General features: G+C 59.7%; 22 protein-coding genes. 7 read left to right on the top strand and 15 right to left on the bottom strand.

The features are described 5' to 3' along the window. A partial coding sequence (locus JNL86_11435) for a sodium:solute symporter (GenBank protein MBL8043518.1) occupies positions 1-396 on the top strand: 396 nt, incomplete at its 5' end. 123 nt (positions 397-519) lie between these two features. On the opposite strand, the gene JNL86_11430 is transcribed toward JNL86_11435, so the two are convergent. Both JNL86_11430 and JNL86_11425 read right to left on the bottom strand, forming a co-directional pair. Next, positions 520-2880, bottom strand: a complete 2361-nt coding sequence (locus JNL86_11430; GenBank protein ID MBL8043517.1) for a response regulator — start codon at positions 2878-2880, stop codon at positions 520-522. 117 nt (positions 2881-2997) lie between these two features. Further along, positions 2998-4323 carry an outer membrane protein transport protein gene (locus JNL86_11425; protein MBL8043516.1) on the bottom strand — a complete coding sequence of 442 codons (1326 nt, stop codon included), beginning with the start codon at positions 4321-4323 and terminating at the stop codon, positions 2998-3000. A 354-nt stretch (positions 4324-4677) separates the two neighbouring features. Here JNL86_11425 and JNL86_11420 point away from each other — a divergent pair, with 354 nt between their 5' ends. From JNL86_11420 to JNL86_11410, 3 genes are all read left to right on the top strand, one after another. Beyond that, complete coding sequence (locus tag JNL86_11420; protein ID MBL8043515.1) at positions 4678-6975, top strand: PBP1A family penicillin-binding protein; 2298 nt, start codon at positions 4678-4680, stop codon at positions 6973-6975. Positions 6976-7061: 86 nt separating this feature from the next. Further along, positions 7062-7502, top strand: a complete 441-nt coding sequence (locus tag JNL86_11415; GenBank protein ID MBL8043514.1) for a polymer-forming cytoskeletal protein — start codon at positions 7062-7064, stop codon at positions 7500-7502. Positions 7503-7672: 170 nt separating this feature from the next. Further along, complete coding sequence (locus JNL86_11410; GenBank protein ID MBL8043513.1) at positions 7673-8752, top strand: AI-2E family transporter; 1080 nt, start codon at positions 7673-7675, stop codon at positions 8750-8752. Between the two features lie 22 nt (positions 8753-8774). On the opposite strand, the gene JNL86_11405 is transcribed toward JNL86_11410, so the two are convergent. From JNL86_11405 to JNL86_11385, 5 genes are all read right to left on the bottom strand, one after another. After that, the gene (locus JNL86_11405) at positions 8775-9362 is read right to left on the bottom strand and encodes a DUF3365 domain-containing protein (protein ID MBL8043512.1); all 588 of its coding nucleotides are present in this window, start codon (positions 9360-9362) and stop codon (positions 8775-8777) included. Continuing rightward, a complete protein-coding gene (locus JNL86_11400) occupies positions 9347-11800 on the bottom strand; it encodes a HAMP domain-containing protein (protein ID MBL8043511.1) in 2454 nt (817 codons plus the stop codon). Before JNL86_11400 ends, JNL86_11405 begins: the two co-directional genes overlap by 16 nt. Before the next feature lie 17 nt (positions 11801-11817). Further along, positions 11818-12867 carry a hypothetical protein gene (locus JNL86_11395; protein ID MBL8043510.1) on the bottom strand — a complete coding sequence of 350 codons (1050 nt, stop codon included), beginning with the start codon at positions 12865-12867 and terminating at the stop codon, positions 11818-11820. Positions 12868-12997: 130 nt separating this feature from the next. Then, on the bottom strand, positions 12998-13432 hold the full coding sequence (locus JNL86_11390; GenBank protein ID MBL8043509.1) for a response regulator: 435 nt from the start codon (positions 13430-13432) through the stop codon (positions 12998-13000). Between the two features lie 264 nt (positions 13433-13696). Continuing rightward, positions 13697-14059, bottom strand: a complete 363-nt coding sequence (locus JNL86_11385; GenBank protein MBL8043508.1) for a hypothetical protein — start codon at positions 14057-14059, stop codon at positions 13697-13699. A gap of 176 nt (positions 14060-14235) precedes the next feature. Between JNL86_11385 and JNL86_11380 the strand changes: the two genes are divergently transcribed. The 3 genes from JNL86_11380 (at position 14236) to JNL86_11370 (ending at position 16414) form a co-directional block, all read left to right on the top strand. Then, positions 14236-14481, top strand: coding sequence for a BolA/IbaG family iron-sulfur metabolism protein (locus JNL86_11380; GenBank protein MBL8043507.1), 246 nt, complete (start codon positions 14236-14238; stop codon positions 14479-14481). A gap of 10 nt (positions 14482-14491) precedes the next feature. Next, positions 14492-14818, top strand: a complete 327-nt coding sequence (locus JNL86_11375; GenBank protein MBL8043506.1) for a glutaredoxin — start codon at positions 14492-14494, stop codon at positions 14816-14818. A gap of 159 nt (positions 14819-14977) precedes the next feature. Continuing rightward, positions 14978-16414: a UbiA family prenyltransferase gene (locus JNL86_11370; protein MBL8043505.1), complete on the top strand. Its 1437-nt coding sequence runs from the start codon at positions 14978-14980 to the stop codon at positions 16412-16414. Positions 16415-16424: 10 nt separating this feature from the next. On the opposite strand, the gene JNL86_11365 is transcribed toward JNL86_11370, so the two are convergent. The 8 genes from JNL86_11365 to JNL86_11330 form a co-directional block, all read right to left on the bottom strand. Continuing rightward, positions 16425-17159, bottom strand: a complete 735-nt coding sequence (locus JNL86_11365) for an SDR family oxidoreductase (GenBank protein MBL8043504.1) — start codon at positions 17157-17159, stop codon at positions 16425-16427. An 11-nt stretch (positions 17160-17170) separates the two neighbouring features. After that, the gene (locus JNL86_11360) at positions 17171-17923 is read right to left on the bottom strand and encodes a TIGR04282 family arsenosugar biosynthesis glycosyltransferase (protein ID MBL8043503.1); all 753 of its coding nucleotides are present in this window, start codon (positions 17921-17923) and stop codon (positions 17171-17173) included. Positions 17924-17927: 4 nt separating this feature from the next. Then, the gene (locus JNL86_11355; protein MBL8043502.1) at positions 17928-18701 is read right to left on the bottom strand and encodes a TIGR04283 family arsenosugar biosynthesis glycosyltransferase; all 774 of its coding nucleotides are present in this window, start codon (positions 18699-18701) and stop codon (positions 17928-17930) included. After that, the gene (locus tag JNL86_11350) at positions 18702-19115 is read right to left on the bottom strand and encodes a hypothetical protein (GenBank protein MBL8043501.1); all 414 of its coding nucleotides are present in this window, start codon (positions 19113-19115) and stop codon (positions 18702-18704) included. A gap of 2 nt (positions 19116-19117) precedes the next feature. Then, positions 19118-20269, bottom strand: a complete 1152-nt coding sequence (locus JNL86_11345) for a 2'-deoxycytidine 5'-triphosphate deaminase (protein MBL8043500.1) — start codon at positions 20267-20269, stop codon at positions 19118-19120. Then, positions 20266-21399: a KamA family radical SAM protein gene (locus JNL86_11340; protein ID MBL8043499.1), complete on the bottom strand. Its 1134-nt coding sequence runs from the start codon at positions 21397-21399 to the stop codon at positions 20266-20268. Before JNL86_11340 ends, JNL86_11345 begins: the two co-directional genes overlap by 4 nt. A gap of 120 nt (positions 21400-21519) precedes the next feature. After that, positions 21520-21765, bottom strand: a complete 246-nt coding sequence (locus JNL86_11335) for a glutathione S-transferase N-terminal domain-containing protein (protein MBL8043498.1) — start codon at positions 21763-21765, stop codon at positions 21520-21522. A gap of 6 nt (positions 21766-21771) precedes the next feature. Then, on the bottom strand, positions 21772-23355 hold the full coding sequence (locus JNL86_11330; GenBank protein ID MBL8043497.1) for a hypothetical protein: 1584 nt from the start codon (positions 23353-23355) through the stop codon (positions 21772-21774). Between the last annotated feature and the right edge of the window lie 40 nt (positions 23356-23395).

Below are 23395 nucleotides of genomic sequence, written 5' to 3'. Positions count from 1 at the left end.
GATCGCGGGCTGCTGGCCGTGATGCGGACGGTGTTGGTCGGGTTTGCCGCGCTCGTCTTGCTGTTTGCCCTCAATTCGGAAGCCAGCATTTTCAAGATGGTGGAAAGTGCGTACAAGGTGACGCTGGTGGCGGCGTTTGTGCCGCTCTTGGCCGGGTTGTACTGGCCGCGCGCGACGACGCAAGGCGCCATGCTTGCCATTGTCGCCGGTCTCGCGACCTGGCTGACATTGGAGTGGTCCGTCACCCCCGATCAAGTCTGGCCGCCGCAATTGGTGGGCATGCTGGTAGCATCAGGGGGAATGGTCGTGGGGTCGCTGCTGCCGCAATGGATTCCGCATTCAGCTGCGACGGTTGGGGCACTGAACCGGTCGTCGGTCACGACCCCTGCGGAATAGTGAAGGGCACGGGGTTGTCTCGCTTTGCGAGAGCGGCGCATCGCGTCGGCTGGAGTGGAGGAGAGGGCAAGTAGCCCCAGCGGGTCGGTCGGATGGCCCGGTCTCAGCGCGTGAAACCGTTCGTCAGGTGGATGAGACGGGTTGCAACATTTCACCCACCAGACGAATCAAGTCTTCGGGTGAAAATGGCTTCTGCAAAAATGTCGTCTGTCCCTGCGACTCGTCGCCCGTGACGGGTGGATTGTCGCTATAGCCCGACATGTAGAGGACCTTCAGGTCTGCGAAGTGGCTGCGAAGGCGCGTTGCCAACTCTTTCCCGTTCATGCCGGGCATGACGAGATCGGTGACCAATAAATCAACGTGGAGCGAGTTGCGGCGAATCAGATCCAGCGCCTGGAAGCCGTCTTCCGCCTCATGCACCGTGTAGCCGTGGGTGCGAAGAATGTGCTGGGTCAGCAGTCGGACGGAAGGTTCGTCCTCCACGAGGAGGATGATTTCTGTCGCCTGTTTGGGATCGGGTGTGGACACGGCAGCCGGAAGCGCGACATGCGGAGGCACGACCTCCGGCAGAAACACCGTCATCGTGGTGCCGTGGCCGACGCTGCTCTCGACCGAGATCGACCCTCCACTTTGATGCACGATGCCGTATACCGTTGAGAGTCCGAGCCCAGTGCCTCGTCCCGGCGGCTTGGTGGTAAAAAACGGCTCAAAGATTTTGGCCTTCGTGGCCGCGTCGATGCCGGTTCCCGTGTCGTGGACGCGCAGTCGCACATAGGTGCGGCTGGTACGTGCGTCGTGGTTGGGACCCCACACGTTTTCGGGAAACACTTGGGATGTGTCGATGGTCAAGGTGCCGCCATGCGGCATGGCATCACGGGCATTGACGGCTAGGTTGAGCAGGACCTGTTCGAGCTGGACCGCATCAGCCTTGACCCATCGCGGAGAGGGATCGAGCTGCAGCACGATTGTGACGTGTTCACCGATGAGGCTCTTGAGCAGGGCCATGAGGTCCCGAATCACGCGATGGAGATCCAGTGAGACCGGGTGGAGCATCTGTTTACGGCTGAAGGCGAGCAGCTGCCCGGTCAGCGCCGCGCATCGTTCGCCCGCCCGCTGAATTTCCTGGACGAAGTAGCGGGCTGAGGAGTTTTGACTCAGCTCCTGAAGCAGCACCGCGCTGTATCCGAGGATGACGGTCATGACATTGTTGAAATCGTGGGCGACTCCCCCGGCCAATCGTCCGACGGCCTCCATTTTCTGGGCCTGCCTCAGCTGGTCTTCCAGTTCGCGGGCTTCGGTAATGTCTTCGGTGATCCCACTCAGGTTGTCGACGTCGCCTGTTTCAGAGCGGTGGATGACCATCCGATCATGGATCCATCGAATTTTTCCGTCAGGGCGGACAATGCGATACAGCAGCTGCATATCTCGCCCGGTCGGACTGGTCAACTCCGCATCATAGACTTCCATCACCATCCGTTGATCATCCGGGTGCACACAATCCCGCCAGAGTTTGGGATTGTCATAGAACCGTGCGGCCGGCAATCCCCAGATTCGTTCAAACGCCGGATTCACGTACAGCACCTGCGGCGGTTGGGCACGTGCGAACCACACTCCCTGGTTCAGGTTGTCGGTGAGATAGTTGAATCGCTTCTCACTCGAGAGCCGCGCGCCTTCTGTGAGGCGATGCTCACGCACCTCTTCCTGCAGTCTGGCATTGGCCTGCGCAAGATCGGTGGTGCGCTCGGCGATGCGCTGTTCCAGGTCACTCTGAGCAGTTCGGAGATGGTCCTCGATGATGCGACGTTCGTGGATCTCTTTGGTGATGTCCTGATTCAGCCGTTCCACGGCTTCCGTGCGTGTGGTGAGCGACTGCACCAGGCTGACCTTTTCCAACTGCAAGCGTATGGAGGACATCAGTACACGATTGAAATTCCACGCCGAGTGAACGGTGGCGAGAAGGAACAGGCAGCCCATGGCTCCCATGATGAGATGAAAGTCCTGTCCGCTGAACAGCAGGTGTCCGAGAACGGGCAGTGTGACCGGCATGGCGTAACAGAGAAAGAGGGGCAGCGAGACCGAGAGCACGGAGATGGCCCCCGCGGTCATGCCTCCCAGGACGAACAGGTGCACCAATTCATAAGGAAGTGGGATGTCTGCGGTGAGGAAATAGACGCTGCCGCCCCAGGCGACACCGGCTGCGGTGGTGCTGATCAACATCCAGCGGTGCCAGTCAGAACGAGCCCGGCCAGCTGGAGTCGCACGGCGATATTGCAGAATCAGGATCGCCCGTGCGGCGGCGATGAGCCACAGGAGCAGGACCCAGGCTACCAGCGGCGCATGCGGAACGACCGACCACTCCACGGCAGCGAGAATTGCCGCATTGGCGGCGCTGGCCAACACACCGGTCGGCATGTTGCGATAGAGGACGTGAATTTGTTGGGCGTGGAGGTCGGAGGTTGAGTCAGCCTGAGACGGGCGATCCATGGAGAGGCCTCGCTCGAAAACGGAATCACCGCGCACAAGCCACAGGGGAGATGGTTAGGCCTTCGGTGCGCATCGTGAATGACGGTACTCTAACACGGGTCCGAGAACAGCGGGGCATCAAAAATTCACCCGGAGGTTAATGGAGCCGACATGCAAGGTCGTGCGATAGGTACCGTTGACGGTTGGATTGATGTTGCCGGCGACGGTTCTATTTTCATACAGGATGGCCTGGTAGGCCAGGTCGAGACCGAGTCCCTTGGGGCTGAGCGTTTTGCCGGACCCGCCGCAAGGAATGACCCCGAGAAACCGGCCATGTTCCCGGCACATGAACCCGATTCCGGTGGAGACGGCATGGTTGTCGCCGTCGGGGATAGCAGGGTTGAAGGTTTGGTCGGGAATGGCTTTCTGGGAATGCCAGTACCCGGCGCGCAAGGCGACGTCCCAATCCGGCAGCGGTGCGGGATTCAGCCATTTGTGCTCCGTTCCGATCATCACGGTGTAGCCGCTGATCCAGTTGGCCGGGGTGGCGACGGTGAGGCCGTTCGACAAGTGAGCGTCCAGGTTGCGGACCGATTTCCAGCCTGTATAGTCCACATCCAATTCCAATTTCCATTCCCGTTCTGTGTTGCGAACGGGCCAGAGTGCGATGCCGCCGGTGAGTACCTGCGGCACGACAAAGGTCGTGCGGGCGTCCGCCACATGGGTACCGCCGGCGAGCAATTGGCCGTCGAGATGCAGCGTGGCCTGGCTGCGATAGATGAGGCCGATGTTGACGAGCGGGCGGCCATCTTCATTTCGCAACGGCGTGTACAGCAGGCTGGCATTGAAGCCGGCCGCCGTGTCCCGCCCATTCAATTCCATGCCGGTCCCGGCGGGAATGCCGCGCCCGCCCGGCCAGCGAAACTGACGCTCCACTTGCCCTTCGCCGAACGCTCCCGAAAAGGTATACACATCCGCTCCCAAGCCGATGGCCAGATCTGGCAGCGGTCTAAAGGCGATGGACGGACGAATATCGATCAACTCGAAGGCGGCTTTGGTGGTGGCGGTCGCAAAGGGGCTGCTGTCCGGCCAACGGGTTAATGTGCCGAAGGGGCTGAAGACGGCCAGGCCGACCGCGGTGCTCTCGGACGAACCGATGCCGAGATCCTTGAGGTTCGCGGTGATGTAGAAATTAGATGGAGGCGGAACGGCCACACTGCCGCGAAGGTCTCCATTGGCCTGCGTGCCTGCGGCATTCTGGAACGAGAACCCACCGGCGATGAGTGTGGTGCCGGCCGACAGTTGCACGCCGCGGAGTTGGGTCATGCCGGCCGGATTGTAGTACCCGGCCGAGGCATCGTCGGCTTGGGCCGTGAATGCGGACGCTTGACCGGTTGCCGAGGCACTGTGATCGTAAATGCGAAAACTGCCTGCTGACACCACAGCCGGACACGTGGCGATCATGCCGGCGAGCAGGAGGCTGCACACGGACGACACGCGTCCAGTCGTGAATCGGTTGTGTGGTTCTCTCGTGGTGCGACGGCGATCAGTCGGATGCGGCAATTTCGCCGCACCGGAGCGGATGTTCTGTAACGCATGGAAGGAGTTGTCGGTGGCGGATCGTCGTGTCTTCACCGGTGCTTTCCTCGTATGGCTAAGTCTAGGTACAAGATCGTAGGCAACCGGCCGTGTGCGATCATCTAAGAGCACGGCGGGCGCTTTGTCAAGCCTGGACCGGGCCGACGGGAGATTCAACGAGGTGGCCGGATGTGATTTCGTCCGCCGGATCGCGTATGCTCGGCCTATGGGGATGTGGTGGTGACGGTCGTTAGGCGCTGGTTCGTACGAGGGCTTCTGATCCTAGTGGGCGTCGTGCTCCTTGCCGCAGGGAGCGCCCTGACCTACGGCCTCTACCTTTCCACCAGCCTGGCCCTGCCGACGGGTGATGAGCATCCCCCCCGCCTCATTTATGGCGCCCCGTTCCTGCTGAAGCCCGATTTGGACATTGCTGCCTCGCATCTTATCGAACGCCTCAACCGTCTCGGGTACCACCAGGTCGATGCGGCCGTCCGCACACCCGGCGAATATCGCGTGACGCCCTCTGAAATCGACATCCATCTGCACGAGTTTGGTGATTTGCATCTGCGGCCCGTCCCCACTCGGCTGGTGCTCGATCAGGGGCGTGTGGCACGGGTACTCTCGATTCAGAGTGGCGACGAGTTATTTCCCGCGTATCTGGAGCCTCAACTGATCAGCGGACTGCGTGGCGCTTCGCGGCAAGTCCGCGAATGGGTGTCATACGACGACCTGTCGCCACGGTTTCTCGATATTCTGCTGGCGATCGAGGACCGTCGATTCTTCAGCCATCTGGGCATCGATCCGGTTGCCGTGTTACGTGCCGTATGGACCAATCTCACACGGGGAACGGTCATTCAGGGTGGGAGTACCATCACCCAGCAACTGGCCAAAAACCTGTTCTACTCACCACAGCGCACATTCGGCAGAAAACTGAAGGAATCTATTGCCGCGCTGGTCTTGGAGGCGAAGTATCGTAAACAGGCCATTCTCGAAAGTTATGCCAATGAGATTTACCTTGGGCAGGTCGGTTCGGTGTCGATCTATGGCGTCGGAGAGGCGTCTCACCGGTATTTCGGGAAACGCATGGACGCATTGAGTCTGGAAGAAGCCGCCTTGTTGGTGGGGATGATCAAGGGGCCGAATACATACTCACCGTTGAGAAACCCCACGCTTGCCAAGCAACGCCGGGATGTCGTGCTGGGTCGGTTGCATGAATTGGGCATTATCGATGAGGTGGCCCGTGCGCAAGCCGTCAACGCGCCCGTGCGAGTGATGCCGCCGCAAGACACGCTGGCCGATGCCCCGTTCTTCGTGGATTATCTGCTGCGTCAAGTAGAGGAGGCCACGGGCACTCCGCTTCCCGATGGTGTTCGGGCGTATACGACCCTCGATCCCGTGTTGCAGCGGTTGGCTGCGCAGACGTTGGATAGCGAGTTGATCAAGCTCGAAACGGCCTATCCGGCGTTGAAGGATCATCCCACGTTGGTGCAGGGGGCGTTGGTGGCCATCGATCCGGCGACCGGCGGCATCTTGGCGATGGTGGGAAGCCGTGACTATCGTATGAGCCAATTCAATCGCGCCGTGCAGGCGAAACGTCAACCGGGATCGTTGTTCAAGCCGCTGGTCTATCTGGCCGCCCTGGAGGCGCGCCGTGAACTGGCCGGTGGACAACCCATTACGCCTGCGACAGCCATTGTGGACGAACCGGTCACCTTTGATTCAGGGGCCGGCGTCTGGGCGCCGCAGAATTATGACCACAAATTCCACGGGACGGTGTCGTTGCGGACAGCCTTGGAACAATCCTTCAATATTCCCGCGGTCAAAATTGCGCAAGCGGTGGGGACCAAGCGCATTCTCCATCTGGCGGAGAGCCTGGGGATTCGAAGTGCATTGGCCGATAATCTGTCCATCGCGCTGGGGACGTCCGGGGTGTCGTTGCTGGAACTCACCTCGGCGTATGGCGTCTTGGCGCATGGAGGCTTGATGGTGGCCCCGACAGCCGTGCAGATGGTGATGACTCCGGAGGGGGATCCGGCCTGGCATCATACGCCGGCCCGGCATCAAGCGGTGTCGCCTCAGGGGGCGTATGTGATGACCTCGCTGTTAAAAGGGGTGGTGGAGCGCGGGACTGCGGCGAAGGCCAAAGCGATGGGATTGCGCGGGATTGTGGCAGGAAAGACAGGGACGACGGATGGCTATCGCGATGCCTGGTTTATCGGCTATACGCCGGATGTCGTCGTGGGGGTCTGGGTGGGTTTCGATGACGAGGAGGCGCTACATCTGACGGGCGCGCAAGCCGCCTTGCCGATGTGGGTGGAGTTTATGCGGCGGATCATGCCGGCGAACGCCCATGACTTTACCCAACCGCCTGCGGTGGTGACACGCGAGATCGATCCGCAGTCGTTGCAACTCGCGACGTCGAAATGCCCGCAGCGGGTGGCGGAGGTATTTGTCGAAGGCACAGAGCCGTCGGTCTACTGCGAAGTGCATGGCAGCGGGTTCTGGGAGCGGGTGAAACGCAGTTTTGGTTTTTTCTAGGTCGGTTCGAAAAGCTGGTGTAGGCTCGCTTCATGTTGGGATGGTTCTCCGGTTCACCCGCCACTGCCTGCGACAAGGAGTTCGTGATGATGAAGAAGTCCGGCTTTGTGGAAAGCGACAATATCACCCTGCTGGCCAAGGGCGTCTTGCTCAGGGGCGAAATTCATGTGGAAGGCACCGTCCGCATCGACGGTCGATTGGAAGGTGACCTGCAGACTGCCGGGACGGTCGTGATCGGTGAAGACGGGGTGGTGCAGGGGACCATTACCGCCGGGACGATCATCAGCAGCGGGAAGATCAAGGCGACGGTTCGGGCGACGGAACGACTGCAATTGCTCAAGACCGGGATCCTCATTGGCGAAGTGCATGCGCCAGCCTTCTCGATGGAGGATGGGGCCAAGTTCCAAGGCACGTCGGACATGGGCGTGTCGTCCTGGGGGGAGGATGCGCAGAAGCTCCCGGCCAATGTCCGTGATATTTCCTCTCAGCGGCCCAAGGCGGTTGCGGCGGTGGGCGAAAACTCCTGACAGTTCCCTCCTCGCGCGCGAGGGCCGCATGGCCCGATGTGCTCCCACAACTCCGGCTTGCTCTCTGCTTCTTTCGATAGCACCCGCTCAGGCACGACGGTCGTCCGTGCGTGACATCCTGAGCGGGTTCTGTTATCAACGCCTGCAACGCAGGTGATCTCGGGATTTCCATGAATCGACGACAGATTTTCGCAGTCTGCTTTTTCGGCGTCTTGCTGGGGCTGTTGTATCAGATGGGCCTCATGTTTCGCCCGTTCGTCTTTCCGGTGCTGTGGGCGGTGATCCTGGCGCATCTCTGCTTTCCGCTCCATGTGCGGTTGACGGCCTGGCTTGGCGGGAAGGAGTTGCATTCCGCCGTGATCCTGACGCTGGGCGCGCTCGCCTTGGTGGTGGTGCCGTTGGTCGTTCTCAGCGTGATGTTGGTCAAGGAGGCCGGATCCGCCGAACGCGCGGTGCGGGAGTGGATTGCTTCGGGAGGTGTTCAGCAGTTGCCGGACCGCCTCTCGGGACTTCCCGGCGGCGGGGTGGCGCGCGAGTGGTTGGAACGATTCACGGGACAGGAAAGCGACCTGGAGCAATTTGTGTTATCCAGCGCCAAGACGTTCAGCAAGTTCATCGTGGCTGAATTAAGCGATCTCGTGCGCGACGTGTTCATGTTGGTCGCCGACTTTCTCGTCATGGTGTTTACCCTGTTTTTTTTCTTCAAGGATGGCCGCCATTGGCTCGCGTCGCTCTACGGTCTGATTCCGCTCGAAGCCTCGCATAAAGACAAGATTCTCGTCCGCCTGGACCAAACCATTCGTGCCGTCGTGAAGGGGATTGTGCTGACGGCCGTCGCGCAGGGACTGCTCGCCGGGGCGGCCTATGCTGTGCTGGGAGTGCCTTTTCCAATCGTGTTGATGGCCCTGACCATCCTCCTGGCGCCGTTGCCGTTCGGCGGCACGGCGCTCATCTGGGGGCCGGTCGCACTGTATCTGCTGTGGACCGGGGCATTAGGCAAGGGGCTGGTCATGCTGGCGTGGGGAATCGGGGTCGTCTCGACCATCGATCAGATTTTGAAGCCGCTGTTTATCGGTCAGGGGGCGCAGATTCCCGTGTTGTTGCTGACCTTCAGTGTGCTGGGTGGTTTGGCTGCGTATGGCATTCTGGGTTTGTTTCTAGGACCGATTCTGGTCGGCCTCTTTCTCACCGCGTTGCAGATCTATCGGGACGAATATCAGCCGCCGGCCTCGTCGCTGGTTCAGCGCTGACGCCCCTTCGGGTCAGCGACCGTCAATCGAGCGGGATGGTGATCGTCATGCCCCCCATGACATCGTTGAGGGCAAAGTCGCGTTTGGGACTCAACGGGTGGCTGTTGTGACACTTGACGCAGGCCGCTGAAATCGCTCGGTCGGAATAGATGGCTTGAAAGTACTGTTTGCGGCCGCTCGTCACGATCCCGGTGAACGGCCGGTCGGGGGTCTGTGAAAAGCTTTCGAGGGCTTTCCGCTCCAGCTCGGTGGCAGGGGCATTGCGCTGATAAATCGGCCAGAGGCTAATGAGTCGGTAGCGAATGCCTCGTCCGGACTCCGCGACGAGTTTGCCGGAATGTTGCAGGAACTGTGCGGGGAGCGGCAGCGCATTTTCATGTTCCCAATGTTCCACGGCAGATACGATCCCCTTGGCCTGCATGCGATTGACCACCTGGTCGGTGTAGATGGTCCGGTCGGCGTCCAGCACCGCATGCACAAAGTCTGCGACTTTCTCCGGCGCAATGCCTGCCGGTGCCACGTCCTTGGCGTGTAATGAGTACGTTGAGGCGCAGAGCAGCAGGACGAGCCACAACCAGCGTGAGTGGGCGAGTGTCAGGATGAGATGCATGGCGCCTCCTTCCGTACCCGGGACTTGTCCGCCGGCAGCGTGATGACGCAGGTGGTGCCTTGACCCTCGGGACTCTCCAGGCGGATCTCGCCGCCGAACTTCTTGATCAACCGTTGCGAGACGGTCAGGCCGAGACCTGACCCTTCGCCCTGGCCTTTGGTTGTATAAAACGGATCGAACACTTTGCCGAGGTGTTGCTTGGGAATGCCGGGCCCGTTATCGCGGATTCGAATGGTCACGACATCGTCCTGTTCTTCGGTGGTGAGCCAGAGGTCGCCTTGCCCATTCATGGCTTGAATGGCGTTGGTCAGGACATTGATGAAGGCCAGTCGAAGCTGATCCGGGAGCGCGGTGACCGGAGAGACTGCGACATAGTGTTTCTGAACGTTCAGGCCGAGACATTCATGGGAGGTCTGCACAATGGCTAAAGCTTGCTCCAGTTGGGCGGTGACATCCACGGGGATGCGTTGGCTCTTGGATTCTCGCGCTGCGACGCCAGTGAAGTCTCGAATGATCGCGGCCATCTTCCGCCCATGTCCGACGATGTCCTGCGCATAGCCTTTGGCGCGCTCCAGATCGTCTTCCTCTTGAATGGCTTCCCCGAGACCGAGTATGCCGAACAGCGGGTTGTTGAGTTCGTGGCCGATGCCGGCCGTCAAGACATCGAGGCTGCCGGACTTCTCCGCTTGAATCAACTGATCCTGTAACCGGCTTTCATCGGTGGTGTCGCGTAGGACGAGCCCGAACCGTTTTCCTGCGCCGCTGCGGCCCTCAAGCGGAAACCATTCGTACTGATACAGATGAGGGCCGATACGGAGTTCACGCCGCAGCGAGGGGGGCGCAGGGCTGAGGGCTTGATTCAGCGGGTCGCGTGCCTCCTTCGGCGAGGGGGCTCGATCCGCACGGGGCGAAGCCACAGGCGTCCCTGCTTCAACCAGCCGCAGGTCTCGGCGGAGCGCCTGGAGATGTTCGTCATCGATGGGGAGCAGATCAAACAACGGCCGGGCCGTCCAGTCCTCCGTCTGCAAGGTCTCCCGTGAGGCCCGGTTCATGTACTGAATGAGGCCTTGCTGATCGATCATGATGATGGGCGTCGGCACGGCATCGAGCACTTGGTCCGTGGATTTTTGGAGGTATTGGACTTCCTGTGTCTTCTCTTCGACCTGGGTGCTCAGGCCAGCGAAGGCGGCCTCCAGTTGTGTGTGCATACGGTTGAATTCGACAGCCAGCTCTTCCAATTCATCGCCCGTGTGAATCTGGATCGGCTCCTGCAATTCCCCGCGTCCGATCAAGCGGGCTGCCTCTTGCAGTCGTCGGACCGGCGTGACGATTCGGATGGCGGCAAAATACCCTAAGGTCGCGAGCAGGCAGAGGGCAACCGACGCCAGAATCAGCATCCACAGCATGAGATGCCGGATTGGTGCAAACAGCTCGTCGGAAGACTGCCAGACAAATGTATGCCAGGCCCCGTTTTCCAGGGAACCGTTGGTGGCGCGACTCGTTTCAGGAAGCAGCGCAAATCCAATGATCGCAGTGCCTTGCCCTCCATGACCGTCGCTATCAGCGGTAACCCAGCCCGGTTCCCTGCCGGTGACATGAGGAATCAGCGTCGGGTCTGACAGGCGAACGCCCGTCGGAAGGATAGGGCAGCTCAACACGATCCCCCGACTGTCGATGAGCATCACGTGGCCGGTCTTGCCGAACCGGATGGGATGCGTCGAGGGAGAGAAGAATTCTTTGGCATCGATGACCCGATGGAGAACTCCCACCACTTCATACCGCAGGCTGTCCATGATCGGCAGCGAAATACTGAAGACGTAGGTCTTGGCCTGCTCGTCGAAATGCAGATCCTCGATATAGAGCTGGCCGACGCCCTTGTTGTAGGTACCTTTCCACCACGGGGTATCCGCATGGGCAAAGCTGGGGAAGGTGGTGAGCGCGGCAAAAAGATTGCCTTGCACATCGGTGATGAACAGCTTCTTGGTGGCGGCCCGCACGACCTGGGGCAGAAGCAGGTCCGATTCAGTCTGTGAGCCGGCATAAAATCCCCGTAGCAGAAGCGCCGTGGGATTCTCCGTGACGGCCTTCACGGCAACTGGATCTCGTGCGGCCCAATTCGTGCGTTGGCGGGCGCTGGCTGCCTGCGAGACGCGCGCGTCTCCGGACTGCAATCGATCGCGGTGGTGCTCCAACTGTTGGATGATTCCCGGATGCACCGCGATACGGGACGTTCTGGTCACTTCCTCGGCTACGAGCAGGTCCAACTTTCTGGCGGCCTCGGTGGCCAGGGCTTGGAAACTTTCACCGCTGACGACTTGGATTTCCTTAGAGCCGCGGAGGAAGGCCATGCCAAGCCCGAGCAGCAAAGGAACCACGCCGACCAGCAGCATGGAGACGATCAGCTTACGCTTCAGCCCCCATCCTAGCGGGTTGGACACGGGGTGTCGGGTGCTCATTACAGGCGTGCCCATGATGTTGTCGGTTGCATCTGTGGAAATTCGATCCGGAACGTCGTGCCCACACCGATGTCGCTGTCGACACAAATGTGCCCGTCCATCTTCGAGATCACCGACATGACATTGTACAACCCCAGCCCTGTCCCTTTTCCTGGGGGTTTCGTGGTGTAGAGCGGTTCAAAAATTTTCGAAAAGGCTTCCTTGGGAATGCCACATCCCGTATCGCTTACGGAGACGCTGACCGTGCCGTCCGGGCCGACCTTCGTTTCGAGGGTCAATGTGCCGTGGACCTGGATGGCCTGAACGCCGTTCGTGATCAGATTGACGAAGACGTGCAGCAATTCATCGGGATTTCCCTTCACAGTCGCCTCGTCGTCGTAGTGTTTCACGACGGTGACATCCTGTAGCGTGACGGCATACCGGGCAATTCTCAAGGCCTCGTCCAATTTGGTGTTGAGGTTGACCATCACGTCTTCGACGGCGCCATTGCGCCTGGCATATCGAGTCAGGTCTCGGCAGATAGCGCTGGTGCGTTTGACGGCCTCGGTGATGTCGCGGGCCTGCTCGTGTACGACAGCGAGGTCTTGTTCATCCACGAGATTTTCCGCAAGGCCGAGAATCAACTGCAGGGGGTTGTTGATGTCGTGTGCGATGCCGGCCGCAAACGACCCCAGACCGGCCAGTTTGTCGGCCTGGAACAGTTCGGCCTCAAGTGTTGATTGATGCTGAACGAGTTTCCAGAGCAGTCGCGTGGCGGCTCCGCTCAAGACCTCGGCGTCCGGGCGTTTCATGGCCTGAATCATGGCATTCATGGACGGATCGCCGGTCACATCCATGATCAGACCGACCTGTTCGTTCTGGATGAGGTCGGACACGTGCGGTTCCACGAGCACATGGAGGTCCCGTGCGCGCTGAAGGCCGGGAGCCGCGGGGTCCTTGTCCGTGATTCCGACGATCTCGACGTCGGGAATTTGATGAAGGAGATCTAGGAGGGCCATCCCGCCTTTGCCTGCTCCGATGATGGCAATCCTCGTGGCATGTGGTGTCATGTCTGGGTTCCATGTGAGAGCCAAGGTGCACAGCGTGGGTAACCATGTCCCGGCGTCTGATGCCGTCGGGGAGGTCATCCCGACCTCCCCGACGCTGCTCGTACGAGGCATCCGGCGACATGGTCAACGGCTACAGTTGGGCCAGCTCACGTTGCTCCATGGCTCTGGCTACTGCTGTGCGCAGCTTTTCCCCTTCCACCGGTTTCACCAGATAATCGACCACGCCGCTGCGAAGGAACGAGGTGGCCATGTCGGTGTCGGGGAACCCGGTCAGGACGATGATCGGGACTCGCGGCCATTCCTGTTGGAAATAGGCAATGGCTTCAACCCCGTTGATTTTCGGCATGCGAATGTCGCAGATCAAGACGTCAAGCAGCAGCCGGTTTTCTCCGGTATTGATCACCTCGATAGCCTTTTCTCCGTTCTCCGCCTCAAGCACCTCATAGCCGGCTTTCTGGAGGGTCATGCGAACGACTTTCCGGATGTCCGGTTCGTCATCGACGATGAGCACTCGGCCATTGCAAGCGGTTTCACTCATGAAGAAGCCTGATTTGAAGTCTTCCATGATGCCCTCCTTGATGGTGTCGGTGGTTGTCACTGTTTGCCAGTGAGGTACAGCAACAGGTGTGCCTCCGAGGTGAGGCAGGAGAGTCTTGTGATTTCAGATAGTTAGCTGGATGACGCGCCTGGTTGGTTCAGGCCTGGTGGTTGGGATCCACCAGGCCTGATGAAATGCACCACCGGCGAACGTGGTCGGTAGGCGGGGGTGTTGTATGAGGAACGCCGGTAGTCGTGTATGAAGGGAGGCGCGCCCTGGTGCCGGCAGGTCTTACTTGCTATGGGCTTGTCCGAAGAAATGTAGATCCTTGTCCCCGCGGATGTGTTCCGGGGTGATGACGTATTCCCCTCCCATGGCGGGCGCCCAGATTTTATCGGCCGTCGCTTTGTCCCCTCCGGTAAAAATGAAGCCCATAGCCCCGGCGACCGCGCCCAACATGGCTACGGCCATCTTGATGCCGCCGTACGGTAAGGTCAGGAAGTAGCTTCCCAGGCCCTGGATCGCTTCCGAGCCTGAGCCGGCGGCAGAGGCCGGTCGAACCGAGACGGTCGCCTGGCAGGCAAGGGCAATCAGGAGGGCGCACAGGATCATTCGAACCAGCGGACGGGGATGGTGTGAAACCGTTCGGATCATGGAAAGGCTCCTTTCATTCTACGTACATGAGCGTCAGGAAACCGCCTACACCAACCGGTAGTGTAGCGGCCCTCCGGCCAAATTACCATCTGCCGTCGTGCGGGGTGTCGCAGCGGTTTGCACCACTTGCAGTCACGATTGCCTTCGTCTTCCCGGATGCGCTATTCTCGGACACGATGATTACTGCAGAGGCCGTGACGACATACATCCGTCAGATATTTCCTGACGCTGCCGTGACCGTGATCGATAAGACTGGGACACAGGACCACTTGATCGTGCGGGTGACGTCGGCGGGTTTTGCTGAGAAGAATCTTCTGGACCGGCATCGGATGGTGTATCACGCGCTCGCTGCTCCCATGAAAGACGGGCGTATTCATGCGCTAGAGATTACCGCTACAACACCGGATGAAGTGAACAAGTAGGGAGGGACAGATGGCTGACCCGATTGAGGAAGAGATTCAACGAGAAATTAGGGCGAACAAGATATTGATTTACGGCAAGGGGACCAAGGCCATGCCGATGTGCGGGTTTACCCGGGAGACCATGCATTTTTTTGAGAAATACGGGTATCCCTACGAACTCATCGATGTGCTGTCTCAGCCGGCCAAGCGCGAAGCCTTGACCCGGTTGACCAATTGGCCGACCTTGCCGAAGGTGTTCATCGACGGACAGTTTTACGGGGACACCGATATTTTGGATCCGATGGAAGCCAAGGGCGAAGTCGAGCCCTTGTTGAAAAAAGCGTTCGCCGCATCCTAACGAGGGGGCGGCGGGTCGGAGAGGGTTCCTGCCTGTCCTTGATCCGTCCGGCCCATTGCACGACCTTCCCTTGTCCATCTCCTCAGGGTTCCCACCCGCACGATTCTTGCGAGTTCTTGCGTGACCGTCCCCCAGCCGATAGAATCCTGCCTGCTGCTTATGGGGAAGGATGTGCAGGCAAAACCTCCGCTCTGCGTCGATCTTGATGGCACCCTCATCAAGACGGATCTGCTTTGGGAATCACTTCTCGTGTTGCTCAAGCAGAATCCACTTCTCGTTGTTCTGCTCCCCTTGTGGCTCATCAAAGGCAAAGCCTACCTAAAACATGAGATTGCCAGACGGGTGACGCTCGATGCCAGCACCTTGCCTTATGACCAGGACTTAGTCGAGTTTCTCTCAGAGGAACGCCGATCCGGGCGAGAGTTGATACTCGCTACGGCCAGCCACGAGAGTTTCGCTCGGGCGGTAGCGACCCACCTCGGTTTGTTCGATGAGCGAGTCTTTGGGAGTGACTGCTCCGTGAATCTGAAGGGGGTGCGTAAAGTGGCCCTCTTAGTTGAGCGGTACGGGACTCGCCGTTTTGCCTATGCCGGAAACTCCACGGCTGACTTTCCGGTATGGGCCGAGGCCAGCGAGGCGATTGTCGTCAATGCGTCAGCCGCCGTTGAAAGTCGCGCTCGTACGTTGACGACGGTCAGCCGTGTCTTCAACTCGCCGGCGAAATGGGCAAAGTCGGTCGCCAAGGCGTTGCGTGTCCATCAGTGGGCCAAGAACGTGTTGGTGTTTGTTCCGGTGCTGGCCTCCCATCAACTGATCAACGGTCGGTTGATGCTGCAGGCGGGGCTGGCCTTTCTCGCTTTCAGTTTGTGTGCCTCCTCGGTGTACATCATCAACGATTGTCTCGATCTGGAGTCCGATCGTCGGCACCCGAGGAAAAGAAATCGGCCGTTTGCCTCCGGCAGTCTGTCGATCCCGTTTGGTCTCACCTTGGCTGCGGTTTGTCTCGTCGGGGGCGTCCTGTTGGCCGTTGCGCTTCCCCCATTGTTCCTGCTCGTGCTGGCAGGGTACCTGGTGTTGACTACTGGCTACTCGTTCTACCTGAAACAATTCGTGCTATTGGATGTGATCGTCTTGGCGCAGTTGTATACCGTGCGTGTCTACGGGGGCGGGGCCGCGACCGGGGTTGCGCCGTCGCATTGGTTGTTGACCTTCTCGCTGTTTCTCTTCCTGAGTCTGGCGTTGGTGAAACGGTTCACGGAATTGCGGCTCATGAGCCAAACCGAAGGTAAGGGGTTGCATGGGCGCGGGTATTGGGTGACGGATCTGGAGCACGTGTCCAGTATTGGAACGGCCAGTGGGCTTTTGGCGGTGTTGGTGTTGGCGCTGTATATCAGCAGTAAAGAGGTCCTTCTGCTGTATACGCACGCGGATGTGTTGTGGCTGGTGTGCCCGGTGATGTTGTATTGGATCAGTCGGGTCTGGATGCTGGCCTATCGAAGCCAAATGGATGACGATCCGGTGGTGTTTGCGGTCAAGGACCCCAAAAGTTATGCGATGGCCGCCATCATCGCGGCCATTCTCTTCTTCGCCAAGTGACGGTGCCCGGTTAAATCCCCCACGCCCCGCTAAGATGCAGATTGGCGCCGTTCACATAGCGCGCCTCTTCGCTCAGTAAGTAGCGTACCGCGCCGACTGTGTCTTTCACACTCCCGACATATCCGGCAGGAATCCGTTTGACCACGCCCGCAAGTTCCTCCGGCGGTGCGCTCCCGGAATCGATAAAGCCTGGAGAAATGGCGTTGACCGTAATCCCGTACGGCGCGAGCAGTTTGGCCAAGGTGCGTGTGAGGATCAATACGCCGGCTTTGGCGATATAGTGCCCGGTCACTTCCGGCTGTGCCACCATTTGATCGGCATTGGCCATGCTGAAATTGATGATGCGTCCGAACTTTCGTGCCTTCATGCCGGGAGCGACGGCTTGCCCGAGATAAAAAATCGGATGGAGGTTGCCGTCGAACATTTCCCGCCAGCCTGCCGCCGTTTCATCAAAGAGGTTCACGCGATGGTATGGGCCGGCTCCATTGATGAGGGCATCGATGCGTCCCCACTGGGTTTCGACGTGCGCGACCAGCTGTTGTGCGGCTTGCGGATCAGACACGTCGCATTGGACGGCCAAAGCTTGACCACCACGAGCTACAATTGCCGCACTGGTCTCCTGTGCGGCGGCCGCGCTGGTGCGGTAACAAATTGCGACGGACCAGCCTTGGCCGGCCAAATCGAGGGCGATGGCGCGGCCGATACCTTTGGCTCCGCCCGTGATCAGGGCTACGTGGTTGGGCATGTGAGTCTCCCTTAGGTCTGGCGAGTTCGCAGACGTTTGGCGAGCAATTCCAAGGCATCGGTCGTCCGCATTGAATAGACACGGTCCTGTTTGGGCCGTGTCTTGTCTGCTGCGCAGTCCTCAATCATCTGTTGAAGATCGTCGATGGTATCGACGTCGGACCAGGTCGGAAGCTGCGCGATGTTCAATCCCTCGGCCGTGGCCTTCTGTTGCGTGAGTGCCAGCACCTGATCCGTTGACCAGGGCATGTCTCTGAATAGGTGGGGATGCGGCCTCGTCATCCCGATCAGGTAATAGCCGCCATCCTGGGCCGGACCCAGAACGAGATCATGGCGAGTGAGGGATGCCACGGCATCCCGATAGTGGGTCAAGGGCAGCGAAGGGACGTCCGTTCCCACCACACAGACGTGCCGATAGCCGCGAGCAAACAAGGTGTCGAAGGCCTGTTGCATCCGTGCGCCAAGATCTTCCCCTTCCTGGTCCAACAGGGTGACACCATGGCGGGCTTCCATGATCCGGAAAAACGCATGGCTGCTTGACGGGGCGCAAGCCAGGTAACGATCGATCTGAAGCTTGAACTTGCCCATGGCGGCTTTGGTCCGCTCGAGCGTGTCGAGCACAAAACTGCCGTGTAGGGTGGCGGCCTCATCCTCGGTCAGTGCGGGGCATAGTCTGGTCTTGACCTGCCCCGGGATCGGGGCTTTCGCAAAGATGACCAGGGCTGTCGAGGCTGGTTGCTGTCGCTCTGTCGGTCGAACACGCATGAATTTATCTCACCATGCCATAAAAATGTTGGAGCCGATGCGGGCTGATGCCGATCCAGTACAGGAAGCGAAGGGTCCACATCAACAAAATTGTGCGCAGTGGGCCGTTGTGCTCCCACCGGCGAAAGGCGGTCACGACCGTCTCAGACAGGGGCACGACCGGCCCGGCTCGGTGTAGTCGCCCTGTAAACTCGATGTCTTCCATCAGGGGGATATCGGCAAACCGTCCGATGCGCTCGAAAACGTCGCGCCGCACGAAGATGGCCTGGTCGCCGGTGGCAATGCCGCTGAGTCGGGATCGAAGATTCATCAAGGTGGCGATGACCTGAGCCATCAGGCACGGAGAGTCGAAGCGCACATTGAACCGCCCGCCGATGCGGGCTTGGTCGGACAGGGCCGTCGAGACGGTCTGTCGCGCATTTGCCGGAAGCTGCGTATCGGCATGCAGGAACAGCAGGACGTCACAACGGCTGGCGGCGGCTCCTGCGTTGAGTTGGCGTGCGCGCCCGGGTGGCGCCGTCAGTAGGCGAACGCGGGTCGCTGATTGTGGCGAGATATGTTCGGTGGCAAACGGATCGAGTCCGGCGAACGATTCGACGATCGCGCAGGTCGTATCGACACTCCCGCCATCGACGATCACCAGCTCATCGAATCCTAGCCTGACAGTGTGGGCGAGTGTCTGCCCGATGCAGCGGGCTTCGTTGAGAACCGGGATGATGACGGCGATGGTCATCGGGCAAGAAGCAAGGGCGTGGTCACCGGCGCCACGAGGGACCATTCAGGTCATCGGCTTGGTGTCTTTGAACATGAAGTACATGACCACTCCGACCGTGGACCAGAAGACGACTTGCTTGTGCCAGAAGAGGACCTCGCCATAGTGGAAAAACGCCAGACTGATCAGCACGGCGCCCGCCATGAGGGAATAGCGGATGGTCGGGTTCTCGACCACGGCATTCGCCCAGACCGCGATGCCGCCGAAGTAGATCAGCAGCGGCACCACGTTGATTTCGAACCCACCGCTGATCGATAGGAAGACGTCGAGAAAGCCGATGAACATCAAGGCCGTGCCGATCATCATTCCGATGACATGAGCCTGCCGATCGGAATGGCTTTCCTCGTCCGGCCTCTCCTGGTTCAAATGGGGTCGGGACGGACGTGTCGACGCTTCAGGAAGATCGCTGGGTGGTGCCATGATCAGGCCTTAAAATGCTTGCTGAGGGTGAGGGCTTGCCGTTGGTACGACGAGCCGAGTGCCGTGCCATATACTTCTGTCGGCATGGCCAACATCTGATCATACACTACTTTGAAGAAGGTTTGCCCGTCGTGAATGAGGAATGGGACGTCATGGGGACGCACCTCCAAGACCACCTGGGTGCCCCGCATTTTGCCGTCCCCATAGCCGAAGCCGGGATCGAAGAACCCGGCATAGTGGGTGCGGAGTTCGCCGCAAGCCGCTTCATAGGCGACCATTTCAGCGGCATAGCCGGGTGGGACTCGTATCCGCTCCTTGGAGGCCAGGATGTAAAACTCTTCCGGTTCCAGGAGAAGACTGTCGTGCCGGTGTCGTTTTAAGGGCTCCCAGAAGTCGAGTGCCGCATAATGCCCGATCTTTGCCAGGTCGATGACGTGACTGTTTTTTTTCGCCCGGTACCCGATCACCGCATCGTCGTGTGCGCTGCCAGTGAGATCAATCCGCAAGAACAGGCCGCGCTCCGTGCGGAATTCCTGTTGAGGAAGCGCCTTCGGGGGGGAGGCGTTGCGGTAGAGGAGCGGGTCGGTGGTATGCAATTTTTGTAAGGCGGCGTCCGAGACCGTGGCATCGCCACGGACGAAGCGGATTTGATTCAATGAGTCGCCTGTGCGGACTTTGATGGCGAATGAGCGGGGGACGACTTCCAGGTAGAGCGGCCCTCGATACCCAGCCCGGATCTCATCGAAGCCTGCGTTCAAATCCGTGACCACGCGGGTGAAGACATCCAGCCGTCCAGTCGTGCTCTTGGGATTGGCCCGGGCACGAAGCGTGGCAGGAAGTTCCAGTTGTTCCAGGAGGGGGACCAGGTAGACGTGGCCTTTCTCGAGGATCGCGCCCTGCGACAGATCCATCTCATACATCACGAGATCGGACTGATAGAAGTCGAGGACATTGAGCCGGCTGCTAATGGCGGACAGTTCGGGCAAAAAGCTGCTGATCAGGCGATAGGCCTTCTTCCCCAGCCGCAAGTCCAAACTAGCCGGCTGGATCTGCCGGTTTTCGATTGGGGCTTCCGATGTGATGGCGCCGCTCCCGATCAGTTGAACAATATCTTGGTAGGGGAGAATTCCCTTCGAGGCCCGGGCCCGTTTCACAGGTGATCGCTCCCTCCGTCGCACCCATTCGCCGCTGTGCCCCAGGAAGGGTGTGCGCCGACCATCGGCAACTCGCGCCCGTGGGCGGAGCCGGGTTGGGGGTAGTGGTACGTATTGTTTTCGTAGTTTCTCAGCACCGCGCTATCTTCGTCCAGATTGACCAGATAATCCCCGGGAAGCAGTGGGATTTTCCCTCCGCCGCCGGGCGCATCAATGACAAAATGCGGAACGGCCATGCCGCTCGTATGTCCTTGCAAGGCTTTGATGATCCGGAGACCGGTCTCGACCGATGTCCGGAAATGGTTCGTCCCCTTCGTGAGGTCAGCCTGATACAGGTAATACGGCTTGACTCGAGCCAACAACAACTGGTGCATCAGCCGTTTCATGATCTCGGGGTCATCGTTCACGCCTTTCAGTAACACAGTCTGTGCCCCCAGGGGAACCCCGGCATCGGCCAACATGCCGCAGGCGCGTTTGACCTCCGGCGTCAGTTCGTCGGGGTGATTGAAGTGCAGGTTCATATAGAACGGATGGTACTTTTTGATGATCTCGCAGAGTTTGGGCGTGATGCGTTCCGGCAGGCTGCCAGGCACCCGCGTGCCGATCCGGATCACTTCCAAATGGGGGATCGTACGGAGTGATTTGAGAATCCGCTCCAAGAGATGATCCGGCAGCAGCAGGGGGTCTCCGCCGGACAGAATGACGTCCCGTACTTCCTGGTGTTCGCGCAAGTAGGCAATGGCCCGGTCGAGCTCTCCCTTTTTCAGGAATCCCGGTTTACCCACCAGTCGCTTTCTCGTACAGAAGCGGCAATAGATCGGACATTGATTGGTGACCATGAGCAGGACGCGGTCGGGGTACCGGTGGACCAGATGCGGGACGGGGCTCATCAGGTCCTCTTCGAGCGGATCGTCTTCCGCGTCGGCATCGGCCATTTCCGCACGATCAGGGACGACCTGTTTCCAAATCGCATCGCCTTTCTCCTTGATGGTGCCCAGCACCGTCGGGGTGATGCGCATGGGGTAGTCCCCCACGATGTCTTCGATATCCTTCGGGTCGACTCCGAGCCGTTCGGCCAGATCCTTCGGCTTCACCACGCTGTCGGCCAGGATGCGTCTCCAATCCTCCACTGGTCTATCCTTTCGCTGATGCCAGCCCGGTATCTCGAGCCGTGACGGGCTGCGTCGGTCCGTGGCATCTCGTATGTGCTATGGGTCGAGGCGTGCCCGATGTGGGGATGAGCGGTCTCCTCACGGTTGCGCCTTATCGTAGTGTGTCTGCAGGTGAGCGAGAATGTCGTGGGTTTCTGTCAGCACCGTATCCCCGTCCTTCAGGACCGGAACATAATATTGCCCCGACACTTCGTAGACTTGGGTGCGCATGGGGCGAAAATCCTGTACGATCACTCCCTCGTAGGGGATGTTCAATTCATCAAGACGGTCGCGGACGACCGCGCAATCGGGACACCATTGGACATGATACAGCGTCAGAGCCATGAGTACCTACGATGACAATGTTGGATCGGTCATGGGGGCATGCGGTGTGTGTCGGCCACCATTGGCACCTTCTCCCTCGGTGGGGATGTCCGGGTTGATCGCACAGGGCGCCATGATGGCATCGACCATGCCATGGATGATTTTTTTGTTGGAGGGGCACAGCGTGGCCAACACCCCGCCAAGCTCGGCCTTGTCGCCGACAATAAAATAGTAGGGCGACAAGCGTGCTCTCCCGGACATCGGCACCACGGTATCGCGTCGTTCATCGAAGTAGGCTGAATCGAACAAGCGACCTTTGTGAAATTCCTGTAACACGTAAGGTGTCGTTGGAAACGACTGGAGTGCCTGTTCCAAGGCGGAGGCCCATTCGATTTGCGGCAAATCGTGCCCGATGGAGACCCCCCGGCTGCCCCAGGCCAATTCAGAAAAGCCTGAGGGTTTGATCACCAGCTGCCGTTCTTTCTGGGTGGTCTGTGCCAAGCGACGAAAGTCCGACACCGCGCGTCCGCTGATTGCCAGGTGCGGAATGACCGCAGACGGGGGGACCGGCCTGGGGTCGAGGATCCAGGTGCGAGGCAGCACCCGCTGTAACCTGGACAGCAGTCCGTTGGGCAAGGCCTGTTCCCAAAACGCGGCAAGCTCCGGGTGGTGAAACAAGCCGAAAGCGAGCTTTTCCTCCAGGGCTGGTTTGTAGGGCGGAGTGACGGTGACCAGTCCCTTCTTGGCGGCGTACATCATGAGCTCGGCTTTGGGGATGTTCTTGAGATCGAACAATTCGAAAAAGCGATAGAGGAGTCCGATCCTTCGGCGTTGGGCCTCGTCCTGGAGAAACAGGCCCTCTTCGGTGAACTGAATGGCTCGGGGCTCGACACAGAAGGCGAGGAATCCAATTTCGCGCAGGCGGCCGGCCATCCATTCCATCTCAGGCCGATATTCCTTGGCTTCGTCCGAGACCACGATGGCCAGGCAACCCTCCTGCTCGCCTTGTTGGGCGCGGAGCATGGCGGCAAATCCCTGCAGCATGCCGTCGCGCCCGGCGATCAACGAAGAGCGGTCTGGCGACGCGGCAGGGGATGGATCGAGCCTGAGCTGGTCGTCGTAGGCCCGGGTCAAGCAAGCGGTCAGCCCGATTCCGCCGGGAACCGAGTCGAGCTCGGTGATGACCATTCCGTCGGCGGTGGGAATGACGTCTGGCCGAATGATACCCGGCAACAGGTTCCGAAACCGATTCATGCGGCTGTAGGTGATGAGGGCTTCCGGCTTCCCTTGATCCAGATAGTCGGCGACCCAAGCCGGTTGCGTGCCGCGCACACTGTCCTGGTAGAGGCGGTTCAGGGCCTTATAAAAGGCCAGCAGGTCCTGGCCGAGCTGCTGGAAGAACGTCACATCGGATGGGGACAGGTGAAACGCCGTCGGGGCTAGGCGGAACCGCAGGGGGGGCGGCGTGGAATCGGCGGTGGTTGATGTCGCGGGCCCTGTCTCGGCCGGGCTGTAAATGCCGGCATGAACGAGCGCATCGCGGATTGCGAGACAACGTCGGCGGGCTTCGTCGGAGTTCAACGGCTCACGTGAAAGTTGTGCCAGTGCCAATGCAATATCCTCGATGCTCGCAGCGCAGTCGCATGCTTCG

This window comes from Nitrospira sp., assembly GCA_016788885.1.
GTDB lineage: Bacteria > Nitrospirota > Nitrospiria > Nitrospirales > Nitrospiraceae > Nitrospira_A.
Note: the sequence above shows the minus strand (reverse complement) of the source record. Positions and strands in the feature narration are given on the sequence as shown.

Bases quoted from the DNA above. Each gene is read 5' to 3' on its own strand.
- JNL86_11430 (MBL8043517.1), bottom strand. From the start codon at position 2,880: ATGGATCGCCCGTCTCAGGCTGACTCAACCTCCGACCTCCACGCCCAA.
- JNL86_11425 (MBL8043516.1), bottom strand. From the start codon at position 4,323: ATGATCGCCACGTGTCCGGCTGTGGTGTCAGCAGGCAGTTTTCGCATT.
- JNL86_11415 (MBL8043514.1), top strand. From the start codon at position 7,062: ATGATGAAGAAGTCCGGCTTTGTGGAAAGCGACAATATCACCCTGCTG.
- JNL86_11410 (MBL8043513.1), top strand. From the start codon at position 7,673: ATGAATCGACGACAGATTTTCGCAGTCTGCTTTTTCGGCGTCTTGCTG.
- JNL86_11405 (MBL8043512.1), bottom strand. From the start codon at position 9,362: ATGCATCTCATCCTGACACTCGCCCACTCACGCTGGTTGTGGCTCGTC.
- JNL86_11395 (MBL8043510.1), bottom strand. From the start codon at position 12,867: ATGACACCACATGCCACGAGGATTGCCATCATCGGAGCAGGCAAAGGC.
- JNL86_11390 (MBL8043509.1), bottom strand. From the start codon at position 13,432: ATGGAAGACTTCAAATCAGGCTTCTTCATGAGTGAAACCGCTTGCAAT.
- JNL86_11385 (MBL8043508.1), bottom strand. From the start codon at position 14,059: ATGATCCGAACGGTTTCACACCATCCCCGTCCGCTGGTTCGAATGATC.
- JNL86_11380 (MBL8043507.1), top strand. From the start codon at position 14,236: ATGATTACTGCAGAGGCCGTGACGACATACATCCGTCAGATATTTCCT.
- JNL86_11375 (MBL8043506.1), top strand. From the start codon at position 14,492: ATGGCTGACCCGATTGAGGAAGAGATTCAACGAGAAATTAGGGCGAAC.
- JNL86_11370 (MBL8043505.1), top strand. From the start codon at position 14,978: ATGGGGAAGGATGTGCAGGCAAAACCTCCGCTCTGCGTCGATCTTGAT.
- JNL86_11365 (MBL8043504.1), bottom strand. From the start codon at position 17,159: ATGCCCAACCACGTAGCCCTGATCACGGGCGGAGCCAAAGGTATCGGC.
- JNL86_11360 (MBL8043503.1), bottom strand. From the start codon at position 17,923: ATGCGTGTTCGACCGACAGAGCGACAGCAACCAGCCTCGACAGCCCTG.
- JNL86_11355 (MBL8043502.1), bottom strand. From the start codon at position 18,701: ATGGTCCCTCGTGGCGCCGGTGACCACGCCCTTGCTTCTTGCCCGATG.
- JNL86_11350 (MBL8043501.1), bottom strand. From the start codon at position 19,115: ATGGCACCACCCAGCGATCTTCCTGAAGCGTCGACACGTCCGTCCCGA.
- JNL86_11335 (MBL8043498.1), bottom strand. From the start codon at position 21,765: ATGGCTCTGACGCTGTATCATGTCCAATGGTGTCCCGATTGCGCGGTC.